The 26,111-nt window shown below is 44.1% G+C and carries 21 protein-coding genes and 1 pseudogene; 11 read left to right on the forward strand and 11 right to left on the reverse strand.

From position 1 onward, the window contains the following. Positions 1-26: 26 nt before the first annotated feature. The 5 genes from ETR37_RS16425 to ETR37_RS16445 form a co-directional block, all read right to left on the reverse strand. Entirely contained in the window at positions 27-965 is a 939-nt protein-coding gene (locus tag ETR37_RS16425; RefSeq protein ID WP_240673911.1) for an RNA-guided endonuclease InsQ/TnpB family protein, read from the reverse strand. Between the two features lie 381 nt (positions 966-1,346). Beyond that, entirely contained in the window at positions 1,347-2,684 is a 1,338-nt protein-coding gene (locus ETR37_RS16430; protein WP_063211420.1) for a glucose-6-phosphate isomerase, read from the reverse strand. Between the two features lie 72 nt (positions 2,685-2,756). Further along, positions 2,757-3,659: a phosphogluconate dehydrogenase (NAD(+)-dependent, decarboxylating) gene (gene gnd / locus ETR37_RS16435; RefSeq protein WP_129447526.1), complete on the reverse strand. Its 903-nt coding sequence runs from the start codon at positions 3,657-3,659 to the stop codon at positions 2,757-2,759. A gap of 107 nt (positions 3,660-3,766) precedes the next feature. Then, positions 3,767-5,224, reverse strand: coding sequence for a glucose-6-phosphate dehydrogenase (gene zwf, locus ETR37_RS16440; RefSeq protein WP_033006070.1), 1,458 nt, complete (start codon positions 5,222-5,224; stop codon positions 3,767-3,769). A 338-nt stretch (positions 5,225-5,562) separates the two neighbouring features. Next, entirely contained in the window at positions 5,563-6,729 is a 1,167-nt protein-coding gene (locus ETR37_RS16445; RefSeq protein WP_129447527.1) for an iron-containing alcohol dehydrogenase, read from the reverse strand. A 303-nt stretch (positions 6,730-7,032) separates the two neighbouring features. Between ETR37_RS16445 and hxlR the strand changes: the two genes are divergently transcribed. The 4 genes from hxlR (at position 7,033) to ETR37_RS16465 (ending at position 10,610) form a co-directional block, all read left to right on the forward strand. After that, the gene (gene hxlR, locus ETR37_RS16450; protein ID WP_003252445.1) at positions 7,033-7,398 is read left to right on the forward strand and encodes a transcriptional activator HxlR; all 366 of its coding nucleotides are present in this window, start codon (positions 7,033-7,035) and stop codon (positions 7,396-7,398) included. 519 nt (positions 7,399-7,917) lie between these two features. Continuing rightward, positions 7,918-8,592 (forward strand): GNAT family N-acetyltransferase, encoded by a 675-nt coding sequence (locus ETR37_RS16455; RefSeq protein WP_015375151.1) that lies wholly within the window; start codon positions 7,918-7,920, stop codon positions 8,590-8,592. Positions 8,593-8,607: 15 nt separating this feature from the next. Next, positions 8,608-9,279: a GNAT family N-acetyltransferase gene (locus tag ETR37_RS16460; protein ID WP_033015477.1), complete on the forward strand. Its 672-nt coding sequence runs from the start codon at positions 8,608-8,610 to the stop codon at positions 9,277-9,279. 287 nt (positions 9,280-9,566) lie between these two features. Further along, positions 9,567-10,610, forward strand: a complete 1,044-nt coding sequence (locus tag ETR37_RS16465; protein WP_129447528.1) for a bis-aminopropyl spermidine synthase family protein — start codon at positions 9,567-9,569, stop codon at positions 10,608-10,610. Between the two features lie 511 nt (positions 10,611-11,121). On the opposite strand, the gene hxlB is transcribed toward ETR37_RS16465, so the two are convergent. From hxlB to ETR37_RS16480, 3 genes and pseudogenes are all read right to left on the reverse strand, one after another. Beyond that, positions 11,122-11,679 carry a 6-phospho-3-hexuloisomerase gene (hxlB, locus tag ETR37_RS16470; RefSeq protein WP_063193839.1) on the reverse strand — a complete coding sequence of 186 codons (558 nt, stop codon included), beginning with the start codon at positions 11,677-11,679 and terminating at the stop codon, positions 11,122-11,124. A 3-nt stretch (positions 11,680-11,682) separates the two neighbouring features. Continuing rightward, positions 11,683-12,318, reverse strand: a complete 636-nt coding sequence (gene hxlA, locus ETR37_RS16475; protein WP_015375155.1) for a 3-hexulose-6-phosphate synthase — start codon at positions 12,316-12,318, stop codon at positions 11,683-11,685. A gap of 413 nt (positions 12,319-12,731) precedes the next feature. After that, positions 12,732-12,803: pseudogene (locus tag ETR37_RS16480) on the reverse strand (DUF4004 family protein); the annotation flags it as partial. Between the two features lie 196 nt (positions 12,804-12,999). On the opposite strand from ETR37_RS16480, the gene ade reads away from it, so the two are divergent. The 3 genes from ade to ETR37_RS19870 all read left to right on the forward strand — a co-directional run bounded on the left by ade (position 13,000) and on the right by ETR37_RS19870 (position 16,890). Further along, entirely contained in the window at positions 13,000-14,733 is a 1,734-nt protein-coding gene (gene ade, locus ETR37_RS16485; RefSeq protein ID WP_129447529.1) for an adenine deaminase, read from the forward strand. A 254-nt stretch (positions 14,734-14,987) separates the two neighbouring features. Further along, positions 14,988-16,094 carry a glycosyltransferase gene (locus ETR37_RS16490; protein ID WP_205728154.1) on the forward strand — a complete coding sequence of 369 codons (1,107 nt, stop codon included), beginning with the start codon at positions 14,988-14,990 and terminating at the stop codon, positions 16,092-16,094. Between the two features lie 331 nt (positions 16,095-16,425). Next, a complete protein-coding gene (locus ETR37_RS19870; RefSeq protein ID WP_240673912.1) occupies positions 16,426-16,890 on the forward strand; it encodes an exosporium glycoprotein BclB-related protein in 465 nt (154 codons plus the stop codon). Between the two features lie 116 nt (positions 16,891-17,006). Here the strand turns inward: ETR37_RS19870 and trpB are convergent, their stop codons facing one another. After that, positions 17,007-18,170: a tryptophan synthase subunit beta gene (gene trpB, locus ETR37_RS16500; RefSeq protein WP_129447532.1), complete on the reverse strand. Its 1,164-nt coding sequence runs from the start codon at positions 18,168-18,170 to the stop codon at positions 17,007-17,009. Positions 18,171-18,712: 542 nt separating this feature from the next. On the opposite strand from trpB, the gene dndC reads away from it, so the two are divergent. Genes dndC through ETR37_RS16520 form a run of 4 tightly spaced genes read left to right on the forward strand, consistent with a single transcriptional unit; the run spans position 18,713 to position 23,641 of the window. After that, the gene (gene dndC, locus ETR37_RS16505) at positions 18,713-20,095 is read left to right on the forward strand and encodes a DNA phosphorothioation system sulfurtransferase DndC (RefSeq protein ID WP_129447533.1); all 1,383 of its coding nucleotides are present in this window, start codon (positions 18,713-18,715) and stop codon (positions 20,093-20,095) included. Beyond that, on the forward strand, positions 20,085-22,106 hold the full coding sequence (dndD, locus tag ETR37_RS16510; protein WP_129447534.1) for a DNA sulfur modification protein DndD: 2,022 nt from the start codon (positions 20,085-20,087) through the stop codon (positions 22,104-22,106). Before dndC ends, dndD (ETR37_RS16510) begins: the two co-directional genes overlap by 11 nt. A 3-nt stretch (positions 22,107-22,109) precedes the next feature. Next, entirely contained in the window at positions 22,110-22,496 is a 387-nt protein-coding gene (gene dndE, locus ETR37_RS16515) for a DNA sulfur modification protein DndE (RefSeq protein ID WP_015375164.1), read from the forward strand. Further along, entirely contained in the window at positions 22,493-23,641 is a 1,149-nt protein-coding gene (locus tag ETR37_RS16520) for a cysteine desulfurase family protein (RefSeq protein ID WP_129447535.1), read from the forward strand. Before dndE ends, ETR37_RS16520 begins: the two co-directional genes overlap by 4 nt. 77 nt (positions 23,642-23,718) lie before the next feature. Here the strand turns inward: ETR37_RS16520 and ETR37_RS16525 are convergent, their stop codons facing one another. Next, entirely contained in the window at positions 23,719-24,090 is a 372-nt protein-coding gene (locus tag ETR37_RS16525) for a DndE family protein (protein WP_240673914.1), read from the reverse strand. Then, positions 24,087-26,102: a DNA sulfur modification protein DndD gene (gene dndD, locus ETR37_RS16530; RefSeq protein WP_129447537.1), complete on the reverse strand. Its 2,016-nt coding sequence runs from the start codon at positions 26,100-26,102 to the stop codon at positions 24,087-24,089. Before dndD (ETR37_RS16530) ends, ETR37_RS16525 begins: the two co-directional genes overlap by 4 nt. Between the last annotated feature and the right edge of the window lie 9 nt (positions 26,103-26,111).

A 26,111-nucleotide genomic window follows, 5' to 3' on the forward strand; every position in this document is an offset into this window, starting at 1 on the left:
TCGTTTGTGTGTTCAGTTGTAAATCTTTAATTCAACTTATATAGTTTTCCAAACGACCAATTGGATAATTTCTGATTGGTCTTTTTGTTTCGTTTCTTTTTCGTGTTCCGTTGTACCCCCTCGACATCCCCAATGACGACTTCTTTCACTTGGTTTTCCAAACACCAACGAACAAATTGTCTCGTGGTTTTGTGCAACGCATCCTTTAGTTGTGCCTCTGATTTCGAAAGTACATATTGTTTTGCCCGATTGTACTTTTTCCATTGTTTGGAGCCTTTTTTGCATCTGCTCATGAGTTTTTGCAGTTCTTTTAATTTTTTGTTTCTCAACCGATGGATGCTTCTTATTTTTCTTCCCGTGATGATGAGGTTTTCCCCATTTTCACAAACGGCTGCGATGGTGTGAATTTCCCCTGGGTCAATAGCGACACGGTTTTGATTTTTATTCTCTTTTGGTTCTTTTCCATCTTCATACAACAAACAAAGCCACAAACCACGGTCATAAACGAGTTCGATTTCTTTCACTTGACCCTTTGGAATTTGTTCTTTATCCATTTTCACCACCAAAGGAGATTGTCTTTTCCGTTTCCAAATTCCTAGCGACAGTTCCAACGTCCCGTCTTCATGCAAAACAAACCCATCTTTTGCCCATTTTGTATTGAAGTGTTTTTTCTTTTTGTACGGAAATTTGGTTTTCTCCCCTTTTTTCCGTGCTTCTCTTGCTCCGTCACGGGCAAATATATACTTATGCACAACGGCTTGGATGCTTTGGCTGTGGATAGGAAAACGACCTTTTGTTGCTTTTTGCAGTTCCGTTTTGGTTATCCATTTTCCTGTTTTCAAATGATGTTCTTTCGCCAAACGAAGACACTCATTCCAAACTTCTGCGGAGATGCGATTGCATTCAAAAAGTTTATCAATCACTTCTTTTTTTGCTCGAAAACGGGTTTTCAGCGTTCGATACATGGTTTCACCTCCTATGTTTATTGTATTCTATCGAAAATCAAAAGAGAAGGGAGAAACAAAAAACATCCATGAGCAAGCCTTGCTCCCCACCCTGGCATGAAAATGACTTATCAAGGCGGCGCATTTTCACAGAAAACATCCATGAGTAAGCTTTTACTCGCCACCCAAGCATGAAAATAACCGCTCATGGATTCATTATTTTCACAGAAAACATCCATGAGTAAATTTTACTCCCCACCCAGGCATGAAAATCCATCTCTCCTTCCATAATGGAGGATCATCAAGTTTCAGGAAAAAAGGAAACTGCCTGTCTCCTGCAGAGTTCAGGAAAACAGGCAGTTTACATGTAGAGCGTTATTTCAAACAGCTGTAAGGAAAACGCTATTTCGATAGCCGTTTCATGAGAGCCGCTTTTTCCTCTTCAAACCCCGGTTTGCCAAGTAAGGCAAACATATTGTTTTTGTATGCTTCCACTCCCGGTTGGTCAAATGGATTTACACCGAGCAAATGGCCGCTGATGCCGCAAGCTTTTTCGAAGAAGTATACCATTTCCCCAAAGGTGTATTCATTCATTTCATCCAGTTCAACAATTAAGTTAGGCACTCCGCCGTCTACGTGTGCGAATAGCGTGCCTTGGAAAGCTTTTTTGTTTACTTCATCCAGTGTCTTGCCGGCCAAGAAATTCAATCCATCGATATTTTCTGGGTCTTCTTGAATCGTCAGTTCGATTCGCGGTTTTTTCACTTGCAGCACTGTTTCGATCAGAATGCGGCGGCCTTCCTGAACGTATTGCCCCATGGAATGTAAATCTGTTGTAAAGTCAACGGATGCAGGAAAGAGTCCTTTTTGATCTTTCCCTTCGCTTTCGCCAAACAGCTGTTTCCACCACTCAGATACATAATGAAGGGATGGCTCATAGTTCACCAATAATTCGATCGCTTTGCCTTTGCGATAGAGAATATTTCGCACGGCAGCATACTGATAACTTTCATTGGTTGAAAGATCAGGATGGTTATATTTATAATATGCCGATGCTGCGCCTTCCATCATTCGATCAATATTCAATCCAGCGACGGCGATTGGCAACAGGCCAACTGCTGTCAGCACAGAATATCTTCCGCCTATGTCATCCGGAATAACGAAAGTTTCATAGCCTTCTTGATCAGCGAGCTTTTTTAATGCTCCTTTTGCGCGATCGGTAGTAACGTAAATCCGTTTTCTTGCTTCCTCTTTTCCATATTTTTTCTCCATGTAGTCGCGGAAAATCCGAAAAGCAATGGCTGGCTCTGTCGTTGTTCCCGATTTAGAAATGACGTTGATCGACAGATCCTTGCCTTCTAATACATCTAATAAATGAGAGAGATAAGTGGAACTGATATTTTGGCCAGCGAAATAAATTTGCGTCATATCGTTCATTTGGTTATGAAAGGCATGGGATAATGCTTCAACAGCGGCCCTTGCCCCTAAATAAGATCCGCCAATGCCGATGACGACAAGAGCATCTGAATGATTGCGGATTTTTTCGGCTGCTTGCTTGATTCGCGCAAATTCGTCCTTATCATAACGAATCGGCCAATCCACCCAACCAAGAAAATCGGATCCTGGGCCTTTCTTTTCATGAAGCATATGATGAGCCGCTTTTACAAATTCGCTTAAATAATGTAGTTCACCCTCTTTCATAAATGGCAAGGCATTGGAGTAATCAAAAGAGATAGCCATATACACTTCTCCTTTCTCATTCTATTTTGCAGCGCATGTCCATTGTATGCCTTCCTGCAAGGGGATTTTATGTTATTTCTTCTCATTTTTTTCTACAGCATGTCCGCCAAATTCATTGCGTAGAGCGGCTACCACTTTTCCTGTAAATGTATCGCTTTCTAATGAACGATACCGCATCAATAAGGCCATGGCGATGACAGGAGTGGCCGTTTGCAGATCTAATGCTGTCTCGACCGTCCATTTTCCTTCGCCGGAAGAATGCATAATTCCTTTGATTTCCTCTAATTTTGCATCTTTTGAAAACGCGCGTTCTGTTAATTCCATGAGCCATGAACGAATAACCGAACCATTGTTCCACACTCTCGCCACTTTTTCATAGTCGTAATCGAATTCGCTTTTTTCTAATATTTCGAATCCTTCGCCAATGGCAGCCATCATTCCGTATTCAATCCCATTGTGGACCATTTTTAAGAAGTGGCCACTACCTGTTTTTCCTGTATATAAATACCCATTTTTGACAGCGGTATCTCGGAAAAGAGGCTCGACAATGTTCCAAGCTTCAGAATCCCCTCCAACCATGTAACACGCTCCGTTACGAGCACCTTCCACTCCACCAGAGGTTCCAGCATCCATAAAGTGAATTCCAATCTCCTTTAGCTCGTTATAACGACGAATCGATTCCTTATAGTGAGAATTGCCACCATCGATCACAATGTCTCCTTTGCTTAAAAATGGCGCAATTTCACTAATCACCGAATCAACAACGGTGTGGGGAACCATTATCCAGACAATTCTCGTTTTTTCTAATGATAGGGCGAGTTCCTTTAAAGTGGATGCGCCTTTAGCACCGTATTTTTTTATTTCTTCCACCGCATTTGTATTTATATCGAACGCCACTACTTCGTGCTTATGGTCCATAAGATTTTTGCCTAAGTTTAATCCCATTTTTCCTAAACCGACTAGCCCGACTCTCATGCTGACTACCTCCTAAAAATATCTTGGTCAAAGAAGATTGGCTATTCCTATTTCATAGTTAGTTTATCCAGAAATTATGTTTTCAGGTTTGCTCCGGAAAAGCTTATTTACCGCCAATAAAATCCGTCTTCTTTCAATAATTGATAAGAAGCCTCTGGCCCCATCGATCCTGAACGATAGGAGTAAAGAGGAAGGCGGTTTTCCGCAAATGCCTCTAAAATAGGTTGCAGCCATTTCCAAGATAGTTCGACCTCTTTCCAATGGGCAAAGAAAGTCGAATCGCCGTGCAAAGCGTCAAAAATTAAGAGTTCATACGCTTCAGGCACCTCTTTCTGATTCGTTGCGAAGTCCATATGGACAGGCTCCATCTTTCCGTTGTTGAATACATTTTTACTATTGAATTGCAGCGAAACGCCTTCGTTCGGATTGATTTGAATCACCAAAAGATTAGGAGCTGTTTCTTCATTTTTTGGCAAGTACCATTCCTTTAATGGATTTTTAAACTCCATCACGATACGTGTGGACTTTTCCTTCATTCTTTTACCTGTACGGATGTAGAATGGCACCCCGCTCCAGTTTTCATCATCAATCCACAGACGGGCCGCAACAAACGTCTCCGTTGTCGAAGAAGCATCGATGCCAGGTTCTTCTTTATATCCAACCACTGGTCTGCCATCGATTTCTCCAGGACCGTATTGGCCGCGAACAACGTGCAAGCCTACTTCTTCCTTCTGTATTGGTCGAAGAGATTCCATAATTTTTCTTTTCTCGTTACGGATGTCTTTTGCGCTAATTTGTTTTGGCAAGTGCATGGCTGTCATCATCAACAGTTGCAACATATGGTTTTGAAACATGTCGCGAATGGCGCCTGCTTGATCATAATAGCTTGCTCTTTGTTCTACCCCAACGGTCTCGCTAGCTGTAATTTGCACATTGGCTATAAATTGATTATTCCATATCGCTTGAAACACAGGGTTGGCGAATTTTAAAGCTTCAAGGTTTTGCACCATCGGTTTTCCAAGGTAATGATCTACCCGATAAATTTCTTCTTCCTCGAAAGCTTGGCTTAATTTTTCGTTTAAATCTTGGGCCGATTGGATATCGTGGCCAAACGGTTTTTCGATAATCAGACGTTTCCAACCTGTTGTGGATCCTAATCCGCTTTCCTTGATGTTCGACGCGATCACATCAAAAAATTCCGGCGCAACAGATAAATAAAACATGCGGTTTTCAGGAATATTCAATTCTTTTTCCCGTTGTTGAACCATTTCAAGCAACTTTTTATACCCTTGTGCATTCGTTACATCTAGAGAAATATAGCGAAACGCGCGAAGAAACTCCTTCATTTTGGAACGGTCATTTGCCAAACGTCTGGAAAAGGTTTTTACCGAATTTTCCACATATGTTTGAAACGCTTCATCGGACAATTCTCTTTTGCTTACGCCAATAATGGAAAATGGCTGCGGCATTTTTTGATCAAGAAATAAATTATATAATGCAGGGAAAATTTTTCGTTTCGCTAAATCACCTGTTGCTCCAAACAAGATAAAGGTCATTGAATCCAATGTGATCCCCCCTGACTTTTCGAAACATTTTCCCAAAAGAATAAAGTGGATAGAGCAGATATAACAACGTTTACTACATTGCTTGAATTGGTATTTTTTATGAATAATGCCCATTTCAGGGAGAAAGTCTTGTCCATGTATTTGTCGTGCATGAACGTTTAAACAAAATACATCCGCTAAAAGGCAAATGATTAAAATAACCTAGTACCTTTTTTAAGGCATCTATGGTAATATAAATATAAAAGCAAACGGTGGGATAAAAAGATCAGATTCAATGGAATCCGATCTTTTTATCGCTGGTAAGAATGTTAGTGACAGGCTTTGCTTTTTTTATTTGTTTAGAAGTTGACATCTAGACCATAAAACGCTGCGATATATAATTTTTTCATTTCTTCTACAGAAGTTTCACGCGGATTTGTGCTTGTACAAGGATCTTTTACGGCATTGGCCGCCATTTCATCCACGTGTGCGGTGAACGTTTCTTCGGACACTCCGTATTCTTGAAGTGTATTTGGAATATTCATCTTATTATTCAAGTCACGAATCCAAGCAATGAGTGAATCCACCAATTCTTTGTTGTTTTCCCCATCCAGACCGAGCCGTTTGGCAATTGCTGCATAACGTTCCTCGACTACCGTGCGATTAAATTGGATTACATATGGTAAATAAATCGCATTGGCACATCCATGCGGAATGTTAAATATTGGGCCGCTTTTGTGTGAAAGACTGTGCACATTTCCTAGCACCGCGTTAGCAAAGGCCATTCCAGCCATCGCCTGAGCGTAATGAACTTGTTCGCGGGCTTTAGCATCTCCGTGGTAAGAAGCAAGAAGATTTTCTTTCAGTACTTGAGCTGCTTCAATAGCCAAGGAATCTGTGAAAATCGTACGAGGCTTTGCTACGTATGCTTCAATACTATGTGTGATTGCGTCCATCCCGCTGTAGGCTGTAACGTGCTTCGGCATGGATTGGACCATAATCGGATCAATAATCGCCATGTCTGGCGTCAGTTCAAAATCAGCCAGTGGATATTTGACCCCTGTTTCTGCATCAGTAATAACCGATAAATTGGATATTTCCGATGCACTTCCGCTTGTCGTTGGGATTCCCACGAACTTTGCCCTTGTGCGTAAGCGTGGCAGGCTAAATGGACGTGTCGCTTCTTCAAATGTCAATTCTGGATGTTCATAGAACAACCACATCGCTTTTGCCGCATCCATTACTGACCCGCCGCCAATCCCGATCACCCAATCTGGCTGAAAATCATTAAGAATGCGCACTCCTTTTTTTACCATTTGGGTGGTTGGTTCTGTCGTAATTCCGTCAATCACTTTTGTTTCTATATTGGCTTCTGAAAGAAGTTGCTGAATTTTATCAAGATTTCCGTTTTTCTTGACGGAGCTGCCGCCAATGACGAGGGTAGCTTTTGTTCCTTCCAATGTTTTTAAAACATCGAGAGCATTCTCTCCAAAATAAATATCGCGAGGAATAGTAAAACGATTCATGCTGCTCCCTCCAGTACCCGTGATTGTTTACAGATGCTAGTATAATGTGTATAAAACTTATTGAGAAGTACGCACTTTATTATCATGTAGTGACAAAAATATAATATAGTGTAAAAAAATATACTTAATGATATAAAAGGCATCCAGATGCAATGAATGGATTGTATTATCCCGAAGGAATGAATACCATTTGCAATGAGTGAAAATAACAGATATATAACATTTATTTGTAAGTATGTTCTTTATGATCATAAAGTGACAAAAAGTATACTATCGCGTTATAATCAACATGGGGGTGAAATGATGGGACACGTTTGTGGCAAGACGTATAATTGTGAAAAAGAATTAACACTCGCTGTTATTGGCGGTAAATGGAAAATGCTTATTTTATGGCATCTAGGAAAAGGGGGAAAGAAGCGGTTTAGCGAACTAAAAGCCCTCATGCCTGGGATCACCCAAAGAATGCTTGTTAACCAGCTGCGGGAGCTGGAGCAAGATCAAATTGTTCATCGCGAAGTCTATCCGGTTGTTCCGCCAAAAGTGGAATATTCATTGACCGAACATGGAAAAAGTTTGATGCCAATTCTTGATGCGATGTATGAATGGGGCAAAAACTATATGGAGACGGTCGTAAAGGGGCAAGTAAAAATCAATGAAGCAGCCAAGTAGAAAGCTTTCTCCGTTATGAAAGCTTCGAAAACGATCTGCGTGTATGTTATATGCACTTTTCTTTTTTTGCTGGTAAACAAAGAAATACACACATGAAAGATAATGAGGAAAGCAATAAGTTTTATAATTAGACGCGAAAAACCAACGGACAACCATCTTTATGAAAGAACCGCTGTCCGTTGGTTTTTCTGTATATGCGTTGATGACTGTTGATGGAGTCCCGAAAATGGCGTAAAAAGAAAAACGGCAAAAAAGTGCTTTTGTTTTCCAGTGATCCAAGTTCACTGGATGGAGAATGGATTTTACACAATAATGTGGACTAGGCATGGCTGTTCGAATGCGAGGAAGGTCTGGAAAAAATATTCCGAATTTCTTTTTTTATTTTTAGGTATAATTTTTCACACTATGTAACACGAAAGTATCTACTTGTTAAATGGAATGATGTGCCTAATAATATCAGTATCGCCACATGAATGGGCGATACGTTGCTAGATGGATAATGAGAGAGGAGGGGTAAGAATGTATCGAAAGGAGTTTTATGTCTTTGACCAAGATCGTCCTGTTCCAGCGGTGATCCGAAATTATGAAGAAAAGGACTTTCCTGGATTAATCCGCATTCAACAGGAAAGTTTTCCTCCGCCATTCCCGTCTGAATTATGGTGGAATACGGAACAGCTGAAAAACCATGTGACACTCTTTCCAGAGGGAGCCTTATGTGTTGAGGTGAATGGCGAAATTGCGGGGTCAATGACAGGGCTTATTGTCGACTTTGACCCCAGCCATCCGGACCATACATGGGAAGAGATCACGGATCATGGATATATCCGTAACCATAACCCAAACGGGAATACGCTTTATGTCGTTGATATTGGCGTGCGCCCTGCCTACCGCAAATGGGGGCTGGGAAAATGGCTGATGCTATCCATGTATGAAGTGGTTGTTCATTTGGGACTAGAGCGGCTGTTAGGCGGAGGGAGGATGCCTGGCTATCATAAAAAAGCGCATGAGATGACAGCGGAGCAATATCTCGAAGCGGTAGTAAAAGGCAAATTGAAAGATCCTGTTATTACCTTCCTGCTTCGCTGCGGCCGCACACCTGTCAAAGTGGTGGCGAACTATTTAGAAGATGAAGAATCGTGCAATTATGCTGCACTGATGGAATGGAAAAATCCTTTTTATCGCGCAAAATCTTAAAGGAGAATGATGAAAATGGAGTATCGCAGAATTACGAGCATTGAAGACCCTTTGTTTAAGAAAATGCATCAATTGATGCAAAATGTATTTCCTCCGGAAGAAGTATTGGCATTTGATTTGTGGAAAGAGCCTCTGGAAGATCCGGGAATTCGTGTGTGCGTTGCTGTTCACGAAGGAGAGGTAGTAGGCGCAACGGAGTACCGTTATTATGAAGATTTAAATGTCGCGATGACAGATTTCACCATTATCGGCCAAGCAGGACTGGGGATCGGCCGGTTTTTAGCCAAAAAGCGGCTGGAGGATTTGCAAAATTGGGCCGCTGCAAATGGAAAGCAGTTGTATGGCATGTTCGCCGAGATTTATGATCCTTATCGGGTGAAGCATTATGAATTTGGCGGGATTAAGCCGATGGATCCATATGTTCGTCGTGAGGTATTATCTCATTTGGGATATAAGCGGCTTGACTTCCCTTATGTCCATCCATCTTGGAACAATGATGGAGAAGCCGTAACCGGGCTTGATCTTTGTTTCCTTCCGATGGACGATAGCGTGAATGAACTTCCAGCGGATCTTGTTGTGAAGTTTTTGAAACGTTATTATTCTGTCTTATCGAACAAACCAAGGGATTGGTATGAAATGATGGAAAAACTAGAGGCGAAAAACACCATACCGCTATTACCGATTTAAACCTTAATAAAAACACCATGCTTATGGAACCTTAAAAAAATTCTTCCAACTTCAGCGCGTCTTTTATCGTTTCCCTATCGAAAGCAGCAAAAATGCTATTTCGATGCTGGAAAGGGGAAGGATGCTTTATCTTTCGGATGATCGTTAGGCCTCACGCTAAGAAGGCAAGCGTTCCAAAAACGTTTGAACCGCTGCTTTCTATGTTTCATGTCGCTCCTTTCGATGAAAACGAAGGGGTGCCGGAGCGGAACGGTCTTTACTCTTTTAGGGCGAAAGGAGTGGTACCCATGTCGAAAGTCGGTATTGCTGCGGAAAGTCGTCGGATCGACACGCTTCTGCTTCGTGCGCTTTGCTTTGGCCCGAAATCCTACTGGGAACTGATGAGGGAAGGGAAAGCCCAGACGCACCAAGTGCTGAAGGCGCTGCAGTCGCTCTTGGAGGGAGAGCTGGCGGCCTACAACGGCGACCGCTTTGTGATCACTGAGAAAGGGCGTCGTCAGGCAGAAACTATGGGCCTAGAACGGGTGGCCGAACAGCGCTGTGAGGTTTGCGCGGGGCGCGGCATTGTTCTGAGGCCGCCTTTTGACAGCGTCCTTGCTGCTTTTCAAGATATCGCAGCCATGCGGTCCAAGGCGACGCCCGACTTTGACCAAGGGTATGTGACGCCCGAGACAACCGTTCGGCGGCTGGCACTGATGGCCCAACAGGGAGATCTGATGGGGCGAGACATTTTGCTGCTGGGCGATGATGACCTTACAAGCATTGCAGCTGCGCTCTCGGGGCTGCCGCGGCGCATCTGTGTCTTGGACGTGGATGAACGCATTGTCCGCTTTGTACGCGATGTGGCTCAGGACCAAGGTTGGGACCACGTCCACGCCGAGGTCTACGATGTGCGGGATGAATTGCCGTCCCATCTCCGCGGCCAGTTTGATGTGTTCTTCACGGACCCGGTCGACACCGTCAAGGGACTCCTGCTTTTTCTAAGCCGCTGTACAGAGGGGGTGCGTGGGCCCGGTGCCGCGGGCTATTTTGGACTCTCTTACTTGGAGGCCTCTTGGCGGAAATGGCGGCAGATCCAGCAGGGCATCCTTGACATGGGCTTTGCCATCACTGACATGCTGAGCGCCTTCCAAGACTATCTGTTAGAGGATATTGTGTTCCTAGACTGGGCGCACATGGCACCGGCGCCGGTCAAAGAACCCGATATCCCCTTCTACGTCAGCACCGTCTATCGCTTAGAGATGGTCGAGGAGCCTCGTCCCCTCTTTTTCGGGTGGGTGGAGTTTGAGCAGGACTTCTATTACGACGAAGAGTTCTGCGGCAAAGAATAGCGATAAAGACTGCCCGCCTTCTGCAGCGGGAATACCCGTTGCCGAGGGCGGGCGTTTTGTTCGCCGTTTCCTGACATCTGCATGCGGAGTTGCGTTCTTCAAGGTTTGCTGAATGACATTTGCCACCATCGCACGATTTTACCGATGGATTATGGAAGGCAACAGACTTTTGAGAGTTTTTGACGCCGCGTGCAACCATGAAAGGAGTGGTCATCGATTTTGCAAAAAGTCTTGGCACCCCCCCCCCGCGTTCCGACTATAACCGATTTGATTTGTAATGATCATCGAGGGAATGCTGATAGTGGGAGAGCGGCTGATGTGCACGAAGGGAATGAACGATCATGGATCGATCACAAGAATCCAATCTCCCGATCAAAAAAAGACCGCAAAGCGTTTCTTAAAGAAAGCTTTGCGGCCTTTTCTCCTTTCCCCCGTGATTAAGTTGAAAATTTCGTTTAAATAGTTTAAAATTTCGAATGGTTAAAGATGTCTGCGCAGCATTCCTTATACTCTATTCCAGATTGGCGTGTCTTTTGAACATGGTATTGGAGTCCAATCCTTTTTTCTCCATGCATCTTAATATGATCGCATCATAAAACAGCAAGAGGGTTTGCTCAAAAAGCGATCCCATCGGCTGTATCGTTTTGTATCCGTTATCTGACTGGTCTTTAGGCGAGCCAGGCAATTTGACCGTGATATCAGCCAATTGTCCAATGGTCGATTCAGGGAAAATGGTCACTAACGCTACGGTTGCCCCTAAGCTTTTCGCTTTTTCAGCCATGGAAACTAAACTTCTCGTTTCCCCTGAACCCGATCCAATGATCAAAATGTCGTCTTGTTCTAGGTTAGGGGTGATGGTTTCGCCTACGACATAGGCGTCTAGCCCCATGTGCATCATTCGCATCGCAAAAGATTTGGACATAAATCCAGATCTGCCTGCGCCAGCTACAAAAATTTTCTTTGCTTCGAGAATCTCATTCACCAATTTTTCCGCTTCTCCCGCGGCGATTAAATCGGCTGTCCGATTTAACTCTTTGATGATTTCTCCTAAATATTGCGTAGCTTGCATCATTCATTCACCTTGTTGGATCATTTTTTTCATTTCAGCAGCTACAGCGCGTTTGTCTTCTTGGCCAGTAATACCGCCGCCTACGATGATAAGATCAGGTTTTGCTTTAATGACTTCAGGCAATGTGTTTAATTTAATGCCGCCTGCGATCGCAGTTTTTGCGTTTTTCACGACACGTTTGATTGTGGCAAGGTCTTCAAGAGAGTTTTTGCCGACTGCTTGAAGATCATAACCTGTGTGTACGCAAATATAGTCGACTCCAAACCCATCTACTTCTTTCGCTCGTTCTTCTAAATTTTTAACCCCGATCATGTCCACCAATATTTTTTTGCCTTGTTTTTTAGCTTCTTCCACAGCACCTTTGATGGACAAATCTTCAGCAACTCCAAGTATCGTGATAATGTCGGCTCCGGCTTCGGACGCTTTCATGACTTCATATGCGGCGGCATCCATGATTTTTAAGTCTGCCAATACTTTTAAGTGAGGAAATTCTTGTTTGATTTCTTTTACAGCTCTAAGACCTTCATTAATGATAACTGGAGTGCCGATTTCTACAATATCCACATACTCCTCAACTTCTTTTACTAATTGTTTCGCTTCTGGAATGTTTACGAGATCCAATGCTAATTGTAATTCCATGAATCCTTCACCTCTCATAAAAATTTTGCAGGTTGCATAAGCAGTAGCATTTTTATGTGTTTATCTCTTACACACTGATGAGTATACTATGTATGTTTTGCCTTTAAAAGTACGCACTTTATTTTTACATAGTATCAAAAAATATACTATTGTTCATTATGTATACTATTTGGGAAAGAGGGGCTCTCCATTTCCAGACAAATTTTATTTTGAAATGGCCCAAAAATAAGAAAAGCAATATGCTATCCATTGCTTGTGGCATTAACTGAAGAACTGTTTCTTTGTCAAGCCATATGTAAAAAGGGCTATCTCATCTTTGTGAGACAGCCTTAAAACGCCGGATTTTATTTCCTGAGTTCGACAGTTTTGAGGCCATTTCAGGCAAATGAACATGGCCAAAATGCTGTGATATCGCGGTAAAGCTGGCCGTACGAAATGCCCGTCAGCTCAAGCAGTCCTTTTTTCGAGATCAATTCTTGTTCCATGAGCCGCACACCCCCTTCCTTTTGTTAATTGCAGCATAACATTGTTACATTTATAAAGAGAGGCGAAAACAACAGCGCCATACGCATGGCAAAAAACGAACCAAAGCGGTTGACAACTTGTCAGCTGGCTCATTACAATGAAACCAATTTCCGCCGATGATCAGGCGATGGACATGAGGAAAGGAGAGTCAGCAGCATGAATTCGATCTTACAAAAACAGCTAGCCACCGCAGCGAAACAAACCGAAGCGGATCTCGTTGTCAAAAACGGGAAAATCGTCAACGTGTTTACGCGCGAAATCATCGAAGGGGATCTCGCCATTGCGGAAGGGATGATCGTCGGCATCGGCCGCTATGAGGGAAGGAAAACGATCGATGCCGAAGGGCGTTATATATGCCCGGGGCTGATTGACGGACACGTGCATATCGAATCGTCGATGGTGCCCCCGAGCGAATTCGCCCGCGTCGTTCTCCCGCATGGCGTGACGACCGTCATTGCCGATCCGCACGAAATCGCCAATGTCGCTGGCGTCCGCGGCATACAATTTATGCTCGACGATGCGAAACGGACGCCGCTCGATGTGTATATGATGCTGCCGTCGTGCGTGCCAGCCGCCTCGTTTGAACGTGCCGGAGCCGTCTTATCCGCCGCGGAACTGGCACCGTTTTTCAACGATGAGCGAGTGCTCGGATTGGCGGAAGTGATGGACTATCCATCATTACGGGAACAACATCCGTCGATGCTTGACAAACTGGCGCTCGCTGCCAACGCCAACCGCCTGATCGACGGCCATTTGGCGGGGCTTGACGCTGATGCCGTCAACGTCTACCGAAGCGCCCGCATCCATACGGACCATGAATGCGTCACCGTCGACGAAGCGCTTGAACGCATTCGCCGCGGCATGTACGTGCTCATTCGCCAAGGATCAGTCGCTAAAGACCTCGAAAAACTTCTTCCTGCCGTCACTGAGCACAACGCGCGCCGCTTTCTGTTTTGCACGGACGATAAACATCTCGACGACTTATGGTTTGAAGGCAGCGTCGACCATAACGTGCGCCTTGCCATCCGCGCTGGGCTCGACCCGCTTCTGGCCATCCAAATGGCCACGCTGAACGCCGCCGAGTGCTACCGATTGCCGACAAAAGGCGCTGTCGCCCCGGGGTATGACGCCGACTTTTTGTTCGTTGAGGATTTGGAAACATTGAACATCACCCACGTCTTCAAAGCGGGAAGACTAGTGGCCCAACATGGACAGACGGTGTTTCCGGCCGAACGATCGGCAGAAAGCCTTGAACAGCCATTGCTTCACTCCATCCGTTGCCAAGCAGTGGACGAAACCGATCTTCGCATCCCGATGAAAAGAGGAACGAAAGCCCATGTCATCGAGATCATCCCGAACCATTTGCATACGAACCATCTTGTCACCGAAGTCGATGTCCGCGACGGGGCCTTTTCCCCTTCGGTCGAACGGGATTTGCTGAAGCTTGTGGTCGTCGAACGCCATCGCGGCCTCGGCATCGGCCTTGGCATCGTCCGCGGCTTCGGGTTCAAAACAGGCGCCATCGCCGCTTCGATTGCGCACGACTCACACCATATCATCGCCGCCGGAACAAACGATCGCGACCTCATCGTCGCCATTGAACAGCTCCGCCAACAACAAGGCGGGCTTGCCGTCGCCAAAGACGGAGCGGTGCTCGCTGGATTACCGCTTGAGATCGGCGGATTGATGACAAGAAAAGATTATACTGAAGTGTTAAATGGATTGAAACAGATCCATGAAGCGCTGGACTCGCTCGGCTCAAGCCATGCCTTCAACCCGTTTATCACACTGTCCTTCCTCGCCTTGCCGGTCATCCCGGAGCTCAAGCTGACCGACCAAGGGTTATTTGATGTGAACAAATGGGAATTCATTCCTATTGAAGCGGTTTAAACCCTCCTATTTGTGCTGACGCTTCGAAGCGATAAGATTTGGCGAGCACCCGCCTTACAGAAAGCTGCCACTTAAAGCCGACCCGCCAAAAAACCAAGTCCCTTCATCTCCTCCATTTATCAGCCAAGGGGATGAAGGGATTTTCTTCGCCCCGCCTATTTTTCTCTTTTTTACAGCGCCATGCGGCATTGGCATAAGCACATTCCTGCATGATTGTAAAGCAGCAACATGGTCGAAAGGAAGGTGCAAGGAAATTGATCACCATCAGTCTTTGCATGATCGTCAAAAATGAAGAAGACGTCCTTGCCCGCTGTTTGGACAGCGTCCGACATCTCGTAGACGAGATCGTGATTGTGGATACAGGGTCGACCGATCGCACGAAAGAAATCGCCCGATCCTACACCGCACGAGTCATCGACTTTCCTTGGAGCGATGATTTCTCGGCGGCGAGAAATTTCTCCTTTTCCCACGCCGCAATGGACTATATTTTTTGGCTGGACGCAGACGATATCCTGCCGGCAGAAGAGCAAACAAAATTTCTCACACTGAAGCACACCCTTCCGTCTGACATCGATTCAGTCACCATGATTTACAGCCTTGCCCAAGATGAATATGGGAAGACGATTTCGAGCGTCCGTCGAAACCGCCTCGTCAAACGGTCCAACCGCTTCCGATGGCATGGGATGGTTCATGAATATCTAGAAGTATGGGGAACGATTCTCAACAGCGATATTACGGTTATTCATCAACCCAATCGCTGCGCTTCAGATCGAAATTTGCAAATTTATGAAAGGCAGTTGGCACAAGGAGCAGAATTTTCGCCAAGAGATCTCTTTTACTTCGCCAACGAACTGTTCGACCATCAACAATACGAGCGGGCCATTCAGTATTATGAACAGTTTTTGCAGACAAAAAAAGGGTGGGTGGAAGATTGCATCGCCGCCTGCGGAAAGTTGGCAGACTGTTTTTACGCACTTGGTGATGAAGAACAGGCATTTCGATATGTGTACCAATCTTTCGAATACGATACCCCTCGGGCTGAATGCTGCTGCCGGCTCGGCTATTACTTTCTTCAGCGCAAGCAATATCGGCTTGCCGCATTTTGGTACCATTTAGCCACTCAGCTCACAATGCCTTCCGACAGCTGGGGATTTGTTCATCATGCTTGTTGGACTTGGCTTCCCCACTTGCAGCTTTGTGTATGTTACTTTTACATGGGCGAGTACGAGTTAGCATACCAACATAACGAAAAAGCCAAACAATACGTTCCTCAGCATCCCGCAGTGTTGCACAACGAATGCTTGCTGCAATCCATTCTCGCCGCCGAAAGCACGTTCCACCAAGCCGATGAATCGCGATGAAAGGAGGTTATGCCGCTTGTCTGACCGACGTCCTATTCGAGTAAAATGTCTTTCCCCTTTATGCGGAACATGGCCGCCGATTGTAAAAATCTATACCGGACCAACAGGACCGACGGGGCCTACAGGACCCACCGGACCTCAAGGACCCACGGGACCTACAGGGCCCACGGGACCCATCGGACCCCAAGGACCAACAGGACCCACGGGCCCCATTGGACCCCAAGGACCGACCGGACCCACAGGACCCATCGGACCTCAAGGACCCACAGGGCCGACGGGACCGGCTGGAGCAGGAGCCATCATTCCATTCGCTTCAGGAACAACGGTTGTCTTGACCGCCACTATAGCTGGGTTGGCCGACACCGCAAGTTTGATCGGATTTGGAAACGCTGCTTCAAGCATCAGTTTAGTGGGAGGAACCATAAACCTTGGCGGCACATCGAATTTTTCCTTTACCATTCCGCGTTCAGGAATCATTACTGCTGTCGCAGCCAATTTTTCCGCCACAACGGGCACGGCACTTTTAGGAACAGCTACGATCCGCGCTCAATTGTATATCGCCACTTCTCCATCCAGCAACGTATTTTCGCCTATTCCAGGCACGCTCATTACATTAACGCCATCAATCACCTTTCCCATCTCCCTAGCCCAAAACGCCAGCGGCATCATCACAGGATTAAACGTGCCTGTCAATGCTGGCGACCGGCTGCTCATGGCGTTTTTCATCACCACTTCCGGTCTTTCAATCGCCGCTTCCGTCACGGGATATGCGAGTGCAGGAGTGGCGATTAGTTAGCCAACGATGGTGAAAAAGGGCAGAACATCACCAATCGGGAAACGGGAGATCGAAAACAATAAGCAGGCGGCTTCACGTGGACACCGCCGTGAAAGTCCGCCCGCTTTCCTCTTAATTTATGATTGTAACATCGAAAACACTTGCTCGACATCTTTATCCCCGCGCCCCGACAAATTCACAATGATGATTCGGTCTTTGCTTAACGTCGGCGCGAGCTTGATAGCGTACGCCACCGCATGGGCGCTCTCCAGAGCGGGGATGATTCCTTCCGTTTTGGACAACAGTTGGAACGCTTCGAGCACTTCCTCATTCGTAACCGTATAATACTCAGCCCGCCCGGACACTTTCAAATGGCTGTGCTCCGGACCGATGCCCGGATAATCGAGCCCAGCGGCGATCGAGTATGTGGGCTGCGGGTTGCCGTTTTCATCAAGCAACACGAGACACTTGAATCCGTGAAGAACCGCCGGAACCCCTTTCGTCAACGTCGCCGCCTTCTCCGGCTCGACACCGATGAGCCGCACGCTTGGTTCATCCAAATAATGGGCGAACGCCCCGATGGCGTTGCTTCCCCCGCCAACGCAGGCCACCACCACATCCGGAAGCCGCCCTTCTCTCTCTAAAATTTGCCGCTTGCTCTCTTCGCTAATAACCGACTGAAAATGTTTCACCATCGACGGATACGGATGCGGACCAACCGCCGAACCAAGCAAATAAAACGTAGTCTTATAGTTTTGTACAAGATCGTTCAGCGCCTCGTCCACGGCATCCTTCAACCGCCCTTGCCCTTTCGAGACCGGCACGACTTTCGCCCCTAGCAGCTCCATGCGGAACACATTGAGCGCCTGACGCTTCGTATCTTCTTCTCCCATATAAATGGTGCAGTCCATGCCAAACATGGCGCATGCGGTAGCGGTCGCCACCCCATGCTGGCCTGCGCCGGTCTCCGCAATGACCCGTTTCGCCCCCATCCGTTTCGCCAACAAAATTTGCCCGATGACGTTGTTGATTTTATGCGAACCAGTATGGTTCAAATCCTCACGTTTCAAATAAATCTTCGCCCCGCCGAGCCGCTCCGTCAATCGCGCCGCAAACGTCAGCGGACTCTCGCGGCCGACATACTCCCGCAAGTAGGTTCGAAACTCCTCATTGAATTCCGGATCATCCTTATATTTCAGGAACTGCTCCTCCAAATAATCAAGCACTTCCTGCAGTTCAGGTGGAACAAAGCTGCCGCCAAATTCGCCGAAATAGCCTTTCTTTTCCTGCGCTACGCTCATGGCTCATCTCTCCTCTGCTTCCTAAAAGTCGTAACATCAGCATAAACTGTTTTGACAAACAAGTCAATAAATTAATTTATATTTTTCAAATATTTAAATAAATAGACTTCCAATCTGGTTTCTTCTCTACTTCCTCACCCAACTAAGGGCGTATGCGGTAGATTATTCATCCTAACTATATACATGCTCATTGAAAAATTAACATTTGCCTTCTCCTTCAACTAACTTCCTCCTCCCATGGCTCAGCTTGTAGATTGAGCCCACAGGATCTTTGGAGGAAGTGCTGCAGCGCTTAGGGCGTGCAGGATAACGGAGAGGTTATCTCTCTAATGTTGCATGTATATATAAATGTCAAACCTTCAAATTGAATCTATATAATCAATAGTTTAAAATAACATAATAGACTCCTTTTGCATTACCGATGATTATCGAACAACGTACTATGTGCACATAGTTTATACCAATACACAAAAACTACCTGTTACATAAATCTCTTGTCGATTGCATTATGTTGTATTTTTGAAAAAAAGGAGTATAAGCGAATGGGACTTCATTATTTTTCAAATCATAAAAAAGAAGATTTGTATAAAAACGTTCAGGAAGTATACAAATCGGATGACCGCCCCTGGGTTGTGGGCTTTAGTGGTGGCAAGGACTCTACTGTTGTTGTTCAGATTATTTTTTATGCGCTGTCATCAATGAGCAAAAATGAATTGACAAAGCCCGTCTACATTATCTCATCCGATACGATGGTGGAAAATCCTAAAATACTCGAGCATATCGATACACAGTTGTTGAAAATGAAAAAAGCTGCGAATGAACTTGAACTCCCGATTCACGTCGAAAAGGTAATGCCCAACATCAAAAATACATTTTGGGTCAATTTGATCGGCCGAGGCTACCCAGCTCCCCGGCAAAAATTCAGATGGTGTACAGACCGTCTAAAAATAGACCCAGCTAACAACTTCATCTTAAACAAAGTATCAGAGTTTGGCGAAACGGTTGTCGTACTCGGGGTGCGGAAATCGGAAAGCTCGACAAGGGCGCAAGTCATGAATACACATAAAGTCGAAGGAAAAATTTTGCGACGTCATACTAAGCTCCCAAACTCCTATGTTTACGCACCAATTGAAGATTTTTCGCTAGATGATGTTTGGACTTATCTAATGCAAGTTCCCAACCCGTGGGGAGCCGATAACGCCGATTTGCTTGCCTTGTACCAAGACAGTCAGGGGGAATGTCCATTAGTCATCGACAATTCAACGCCCTCGTGCGGCAACAGCCGCTTCGGTTGCTGGGTATGTACAGTTGTGCAAGAAGATAAATCGTTAAAAGGGTTTATCGAGTCTGGTGATGAATGGTTAACGCCGCTCTTAAAGTTTCGAAACTGGCTGCTAGAAAACCGTGACAAAGAAGATTATCGTGAAAAGAAACGGGCCAACGGTTCAGTATATTTGATCGGTGATGAGGACAACAAACGGTTAGGGTTAGGTCCTTATACCCTTGAACATCGGAAAGAAATTTTAAGAAAGCTATTGGAAACGGAAAAGCAGTTGCAACATCCTCTTCAGCCAAAATATGAATTGATCACTATCGAGGAACTGAAAGAGATTCGTAAAATTTGGTTTGAAAAAGGAGATTGGGAGGACTCTGTTTTGGCCATTTACGAGGAAGTATACGGACACCGTCCGAATTGGGACATAGAAGAAAGCAAGTTTCTTGAGAGTGAAGACATTAAGCTGCTTAAAAAACTGTGCCATGAAGAAGAAGTTGAATTTGAGCTTGTCCAAAAGCTCGTGAATCTTGAATTCCAACATTATGGGTATAAGCATAGATACGGCATTCTGAAAGATATCAACCGAATTTTAAATGAAGAATGGCTGCATTTTAATCAACTACAACAAGGTGACAACTATGCAGATTAATCAACTTACGATTACAAACTTTGGTATTTATTATGGACGAAATGAATTTGTCTTCGGTAACAAAAAAGGGCGAGCCAATATTATTTTGATTGGCGGAGAAAACGGGACAGGGAAAACCACCTTCCTGTCTGCCATCAAATTGGCGCTTTACGGTCCGCTGTTTTTAGGATATAAATCGGCAAACGCCAAATATATCGATTTTATTAAAGATAAAATCAATATCTATTCCCGAGCCGAAGGCAACAAAATGGCCGGGGTGGAAATAGATTTTACTCTGTATAATAATGGAGAGCCGGAAAATTATTATATAATCCGGCAGTGGGAGCTCACGAGAGAGACCGTAAAGGAGCATCTGCAAATTTCCAAAAACGGCATTCCGCTTACCGACAACCAAATGGAGGAGTTTTATCACTTCTTGCGGCGCAACCTGCCGCCAAGCCTGTTTGACTTTTTGTTTTTTGACGGTGAAAGAGTTCAGCAATACGTCCTCGATGCACAATTTGAACAGAACGTAAAAGAAGCATTTATGACACTGTTCAACTTAGACTTGTTCGATACGTTAAAGGAAGACTTGCTTAAGTATTTGAAACAGGACAACATATTTACCAGCCTGACCCAGGAACAAAAAGAGTACACACAAATCGAATATGATCTCCGCAATCAGGAACATGTGATCCGCAGCCTCGAAAGGCGGATTGCGGAATTGAAAGAACAGGAAAAAGATATTCAAGTAACTATCCAAGAGCTCCAACGGGAATTCTCCGCCAAAGGAGGAATGATGGCTCGCGAGCGAGAAAAACTAAACGAACAAGTTTTTCTTATGGAGCAAGAAAAGAAACAGATCTCTGAAAAAATTAAAGAAACGGCCTCGGAGTTGCTTCCTTTTGTCATTGTGCAGAGTCTTTTGCAGCAGACGGTTACCCAAATTGATGCAGAGGAACGTGTCGAGAGGTACAATACATTGAAAGAAGAGTTAAACAACGAAACACTTCCGCTGTTATTTAAAGAGCTTTCGCGCCATTTCCGCATTACGGACCTTGATGGAAGAGAAGCAACGTCCTCTTTCACCGAGGCGATGAAAGAGAAATTGTTTCAGTCAATGAAACCGGTTGGCATTAACTTTGAGCGTTTCCAATTTATTCACCAAATGAATTCGGAACAAAAGCAGACTATTAGAAATTTGTTCAAGCAAGTGCGTCATTTTGATGGAGAATTGATTGATAAATGGTTCGCAAGGATTCAACATTTGACAAATGAAATTTATACGATAAAAAAGCAGATTGAGCACAGTCTTACAGACGAGTCGCTGAAGGAGATCATCAACAAACTAAACGAGCATACCCGTCTCCATGAACAAATCAAATATGAAATTGAAGCAAACACAGCCAAACTGTTTGAAGCGCAAAAATTTTATCAAGAATTGATTGCTAAGAGAGAAAAAGTACAGAAACGAATCCGCCAAGCGCAAAAAGATGAAAACATTTTTGAACTGTGTCAAAAGCTGAGCCGCGTTTTATCTCGCTATCAGGAGGAACAGATCAAAAAATATCTAGGAACAGTAGAACGGTATTTCCTGCAAATGTTTAACTCGTTGATGCGGAAAGGCCAATTTTTAAACTCTTTTAGAATTGACCCGCAAACGTTTGAAATCACGATGCTAAACTATTCCAATAAACCTGTATTTAAACACTCCTTATCAGCAGGGGAAACACAATTATTCTTTTTATCACTGCTTTGGGCGCTATTAAAAGCGTCTAAACGGCAAATACCTTTTGTACTGGACACCTTGTTTGGCCGCCTCGATCGGACGCATAAAGAAAACTTAATTCAAAAATATTTGCCTATCGCTGCCAATCAGGTCATTATCTTGTCAACGAATACAGAAGTGGACGAATACTACTATAATCAAATGAAACCTTATATCCAGCGGGAATTTTCTTTACATTATGACCGCAGTTCAAACCGAGTCCATGTTAATAACCATTACTTCTTCCAAAAAGTGAGGATTTGATCTATGCAGTTTCGCCTAAAAACGTCAAAGGAGACAATGGATATTTTAAAACAGCTGCAATCCAGCACAAATCTTACGCCTAACGTCCTCGCACGTCTGGCTATTGCATTGTCCCTGCTGTCGAAAGAGCCAATCGAATCGTTCGAGTCGGATACTAACGGCTTGGAATTCAACCGCAATACGTTGACGGGGGAGTACGATTTTGTTTACAAAGCGCTGATCGCTCAGCAGCTGGGCCGTCCCATCACAGATGATGAATACTTTCCGTCCTTGATCAAAAAACATCTGGACCGCGGGGCTAAATGGTTAGAAAATGAGTATAAGTATGCCGGCAATTATGAAAAGTTAATTAAAGGGTTAGCAAACTTTGAGTTGGAGATGATACGATGATTTATCTCGACAACAGCGCTACCACTCCGATCGATCCGGAAGTCAGCAAAGCAATGTGGCCATACTTGACTGAAGAGTATGGTAACCCGTCAAGCAAATATTACACCCTTGCAGAAAATGCAAAAAGAGCGGTAGAGGAAGCGCGCTCCCACGTCGCTTCCCTGCTCTTTTGCGATGCGGATGAAATCATTTTTACGAGTTGTGCCACTGAAAGCAACAACTTTGTCATAAAAGGAGTTGCCCACTTTTACAAGAAAAAAGGAAAACATATTGTCACATCCAAAATTGAACATAAATCGGTCCTAGAAACGTGCAAGTTTTTAGAAGGAGAAGGCTTTGAGGTCACCTATTTAGACGTGGATTCTTTTGGACAAGTACAACTGGAAACATTAAAAAAGGCCATGCGTGAGGACACTATTCTTGTATCCATCATGTGGGGGAATAATGAAACCGGGACTTTGAATCATATCCCCGCTTTATCCCAATATGTCAAATCGCACTATCCGAATGCGTTTTTTCATACAGACGCAACCCAAGTAGTTGGGAAAATTGAGGTCGATCTTTCTAAAACACCGGTCGATTTTCTCTCGTTATCTGCTCATAAGCTGTACGGTCCAAAAGGAATCGGCGCTTGCTTTATCCGGAAACAGGAGCTTGGCTTGCGGACAAAAATCACTCCCCTTCTCCATGGTGGCAACCAGGAAAACGGATACCGATCTGGGACATTAAGCGTCCATAATATAGTCGGGCTTGGGAAAGCTGCAGAGCTAGCAAAGCTGAATTACCAAAAGCAACATCAGAAGTTGATGGAATTAGAAACGTACTTAGTCAACAAGCTAAAGGATTTGTTTCCAAGCATTCAATTTAATGGACACCCAATCGACAAAATTCCTGGAATATTAAACTTTACAATCCCTAATGTAAGCAATGAGTTGATCATTCGTACCTTAAAGGATCAATTTGCGATCTCGACAGGCTCGGCTTGCTCCATTAACGAACCTTCGTATGTTTTGAAAGAAATGGGGCTTCATGCTATTCAAATCCGTAGTTCTTTCCGGGTTTCACTGAATAAATACATCAGTCAAGAAGACATCGACCGTTTTTGCATCTGTTTAGATCATGCTGTAAAAAGCTTGTCTATTTAAACATCCACTATAAACTTTAAAACAAAAACGGGGATGATATTATAAAAAATTCATCATCCCCTGTTTTTTATACATCCCTATGCAATCCCATGCTTTTCTAATAAGTAGAAAAAATAGCTATCCGCCCCTGTCAGCCGATTTAATTCCTCATTCATAATTTCTAACCCTTGCTCGATGCAGCTGACAATGAGTTTATCCAACGCTTCGTCATTAATTTGAGTCTGCACTTTATCGATCAATAGATGTTTGATCAATATGATATCGTCACCTTTCGCGATAACAGATACCGGAATCTCGATATTCGCCATCTCCTCTTTTTCTCTTTCCTGAATTAGTTCCGATTCAGTCAATCCCTTGGCAAACGCGAGTCTTAACACGTCAGGACGTTCCATTTCGAGTTCTGCCATCACTCTTTGTAAAATTTCAAATCCACTCTTTGATAGTTTCATACCAGCCACGGATTTTTCACCTTCTCAAAAAAGTATCCTTCCTCAATTTTCGTATATTGTTCTTCCTCATCAAAATTTAAAATATAAGATTTTTCAATAAACGGAGCAAGTTCACTATAAAAATCGCTTGTGATCTCCGTATCCGTTGATAGAATAATGACTTGGTCGCTTAGCTTCGTAAAGTAATGTTGTACAAGGTTAGACCGGTGAATGCTATCTAAGCGAGCTAATGGCGTATCAATGACAAACGGAATCTGGCTTCCCGATACTTTCGTCAACGCCCAAATCATCGCGAGGGCAATCAACTGCTTCTCACCCTCCGATCGTGACATTAAGTCAACTTCTTGGCCTTCTTTGTTGTAAATAGTTAACGTGAATTTTTCTGGGTGGAATTTTACTTCACCAAATTCGCTTTTCCGAAACATTTGTTCCATGATCGTCTCTACTTGAAGTTTCAACTGCTTGGCTTTCAACAACGTCACTTGGTCGATAAACTCTTGTGTTGCGCTACGGAGCTTGTTTAACAACTGGATTTTTTTCTCGACCGGCCCGAGCTCGTCCCTTAACTTTTGCTTTTCTGTAATTTCTCGTTGAAGTTTTGTGTGTTCATCACGCAACTTACGAACAATGGAAAATACATCTTTCTTTTTTTGCCGCAACTCTCCAAGTTGCTGATGGGATTCCTTAATTTGCTCATCAAGCTCGGTTGTATCCACCGCATCAGGAGCCTCATCAAATTGCGCTCTATACTTTTTCAACATATCCTCTGCCTTTTTCATTTCCTCGAGAACCGTGCGAATGTTCTGCGCTTTCGCTTCAGGGTATTGCAATAAAAAGTGATAATCCTTATTTGATAAATCATGAATAACTTTTATATCTTCTCTAAGGAGCGTCCGTTGAATGTTATTTAACTGCGCCCAAATATCCTTTCCTTTCTCTTTTAATTGGTTTTTCTGACTTTTTAAGAGAGGCGGAAAAACACTCACTTCCAGAAGTTTCTCAATAAACTGCTCGTATGGCGCAAACTGCATTTTTTCTTTATATTTCGCATCTAAATATTCCCGTTCTTTTCTTATGTTTTGTTTTAATTGACGAATTGCCGGAAGCAAGACCAATTGATACAGTTCTTTTTCTTTAAACTTTTTCAAAAAGGCCCGATATTGATTGACCTTTTCTTCATATTCGCCGATCCATCGGCTCAATTCTTGCTTTGTCGCGCTCGTTTGTGCAATAAGCTGCCGCCGCTCACGCTCAAGATGCCTTACTTGATCAGACAGCACAGCTAGCTGTTCATCGATCTTAGTTTCTTCATCTTTGTATTTATCAAGCTTGTCACTTATTTCATCAGCGCGGTCAAGAATCGCCTCAATGTCGCTATCTTTCACTTGTTTCTTTAAATCCCTTGTCAACTCCCTCGATATGTGATCCAAATCCTTTAATAATTGATTGTAAAGCTCCAACGAAACGACTTTTTGAATGGCGCGGATCGTCTCTGTGCTGTCTTGTTCACCGACTAAATCGCGAATTTTTTCTGCGTCGAATATGAAAAATTGTGATACATCCATTGGAATGCGTTGGTCGATAAACTCGAAAAATGCTTGCTCTGTCGTGGCGATTTCCCGTACTTTCTGCATCTCTTCATTTAATTGATAGATGCGACGAGTTTCCTTAAGATCCCGGTGATTAAAGACTACCTCAATGGCATAGCTCCCCGTATGATCAGTGAAAGCAAGTTCAATAGCTCCTTCGTTTCCTCCTTCGGCAAGATGCTTTTTGTTTACTGCATTTCGAAGCAATTCCTCATACTCTTTAGCCTTGAATTTGCGGCGGCCATAAAAGCAAATAAAGATCGCGTTAATTAATGACGTTTTTCCGTGGCCGTTTAATCCTCCAATTAATATAATATTTTTCTTGTATACCGAAGACTGCTCTTTTTTCCGGTCGCGAAAATGAAGAATCTGCTCCCCATAATAAGGACGATAGTTTTTAAATTTTATATACTCAAAAATCATGACCCTCTC

Origin of the sequence: Geobacillus sp. PK12 (assembly GCF_004123125.1) — a bacterium.
GTDB lineage: Bacteria > Bacillota > Bacilli > Bacillales > Anoxybacillaceae > Geobacillus > Geobacillus zalihae.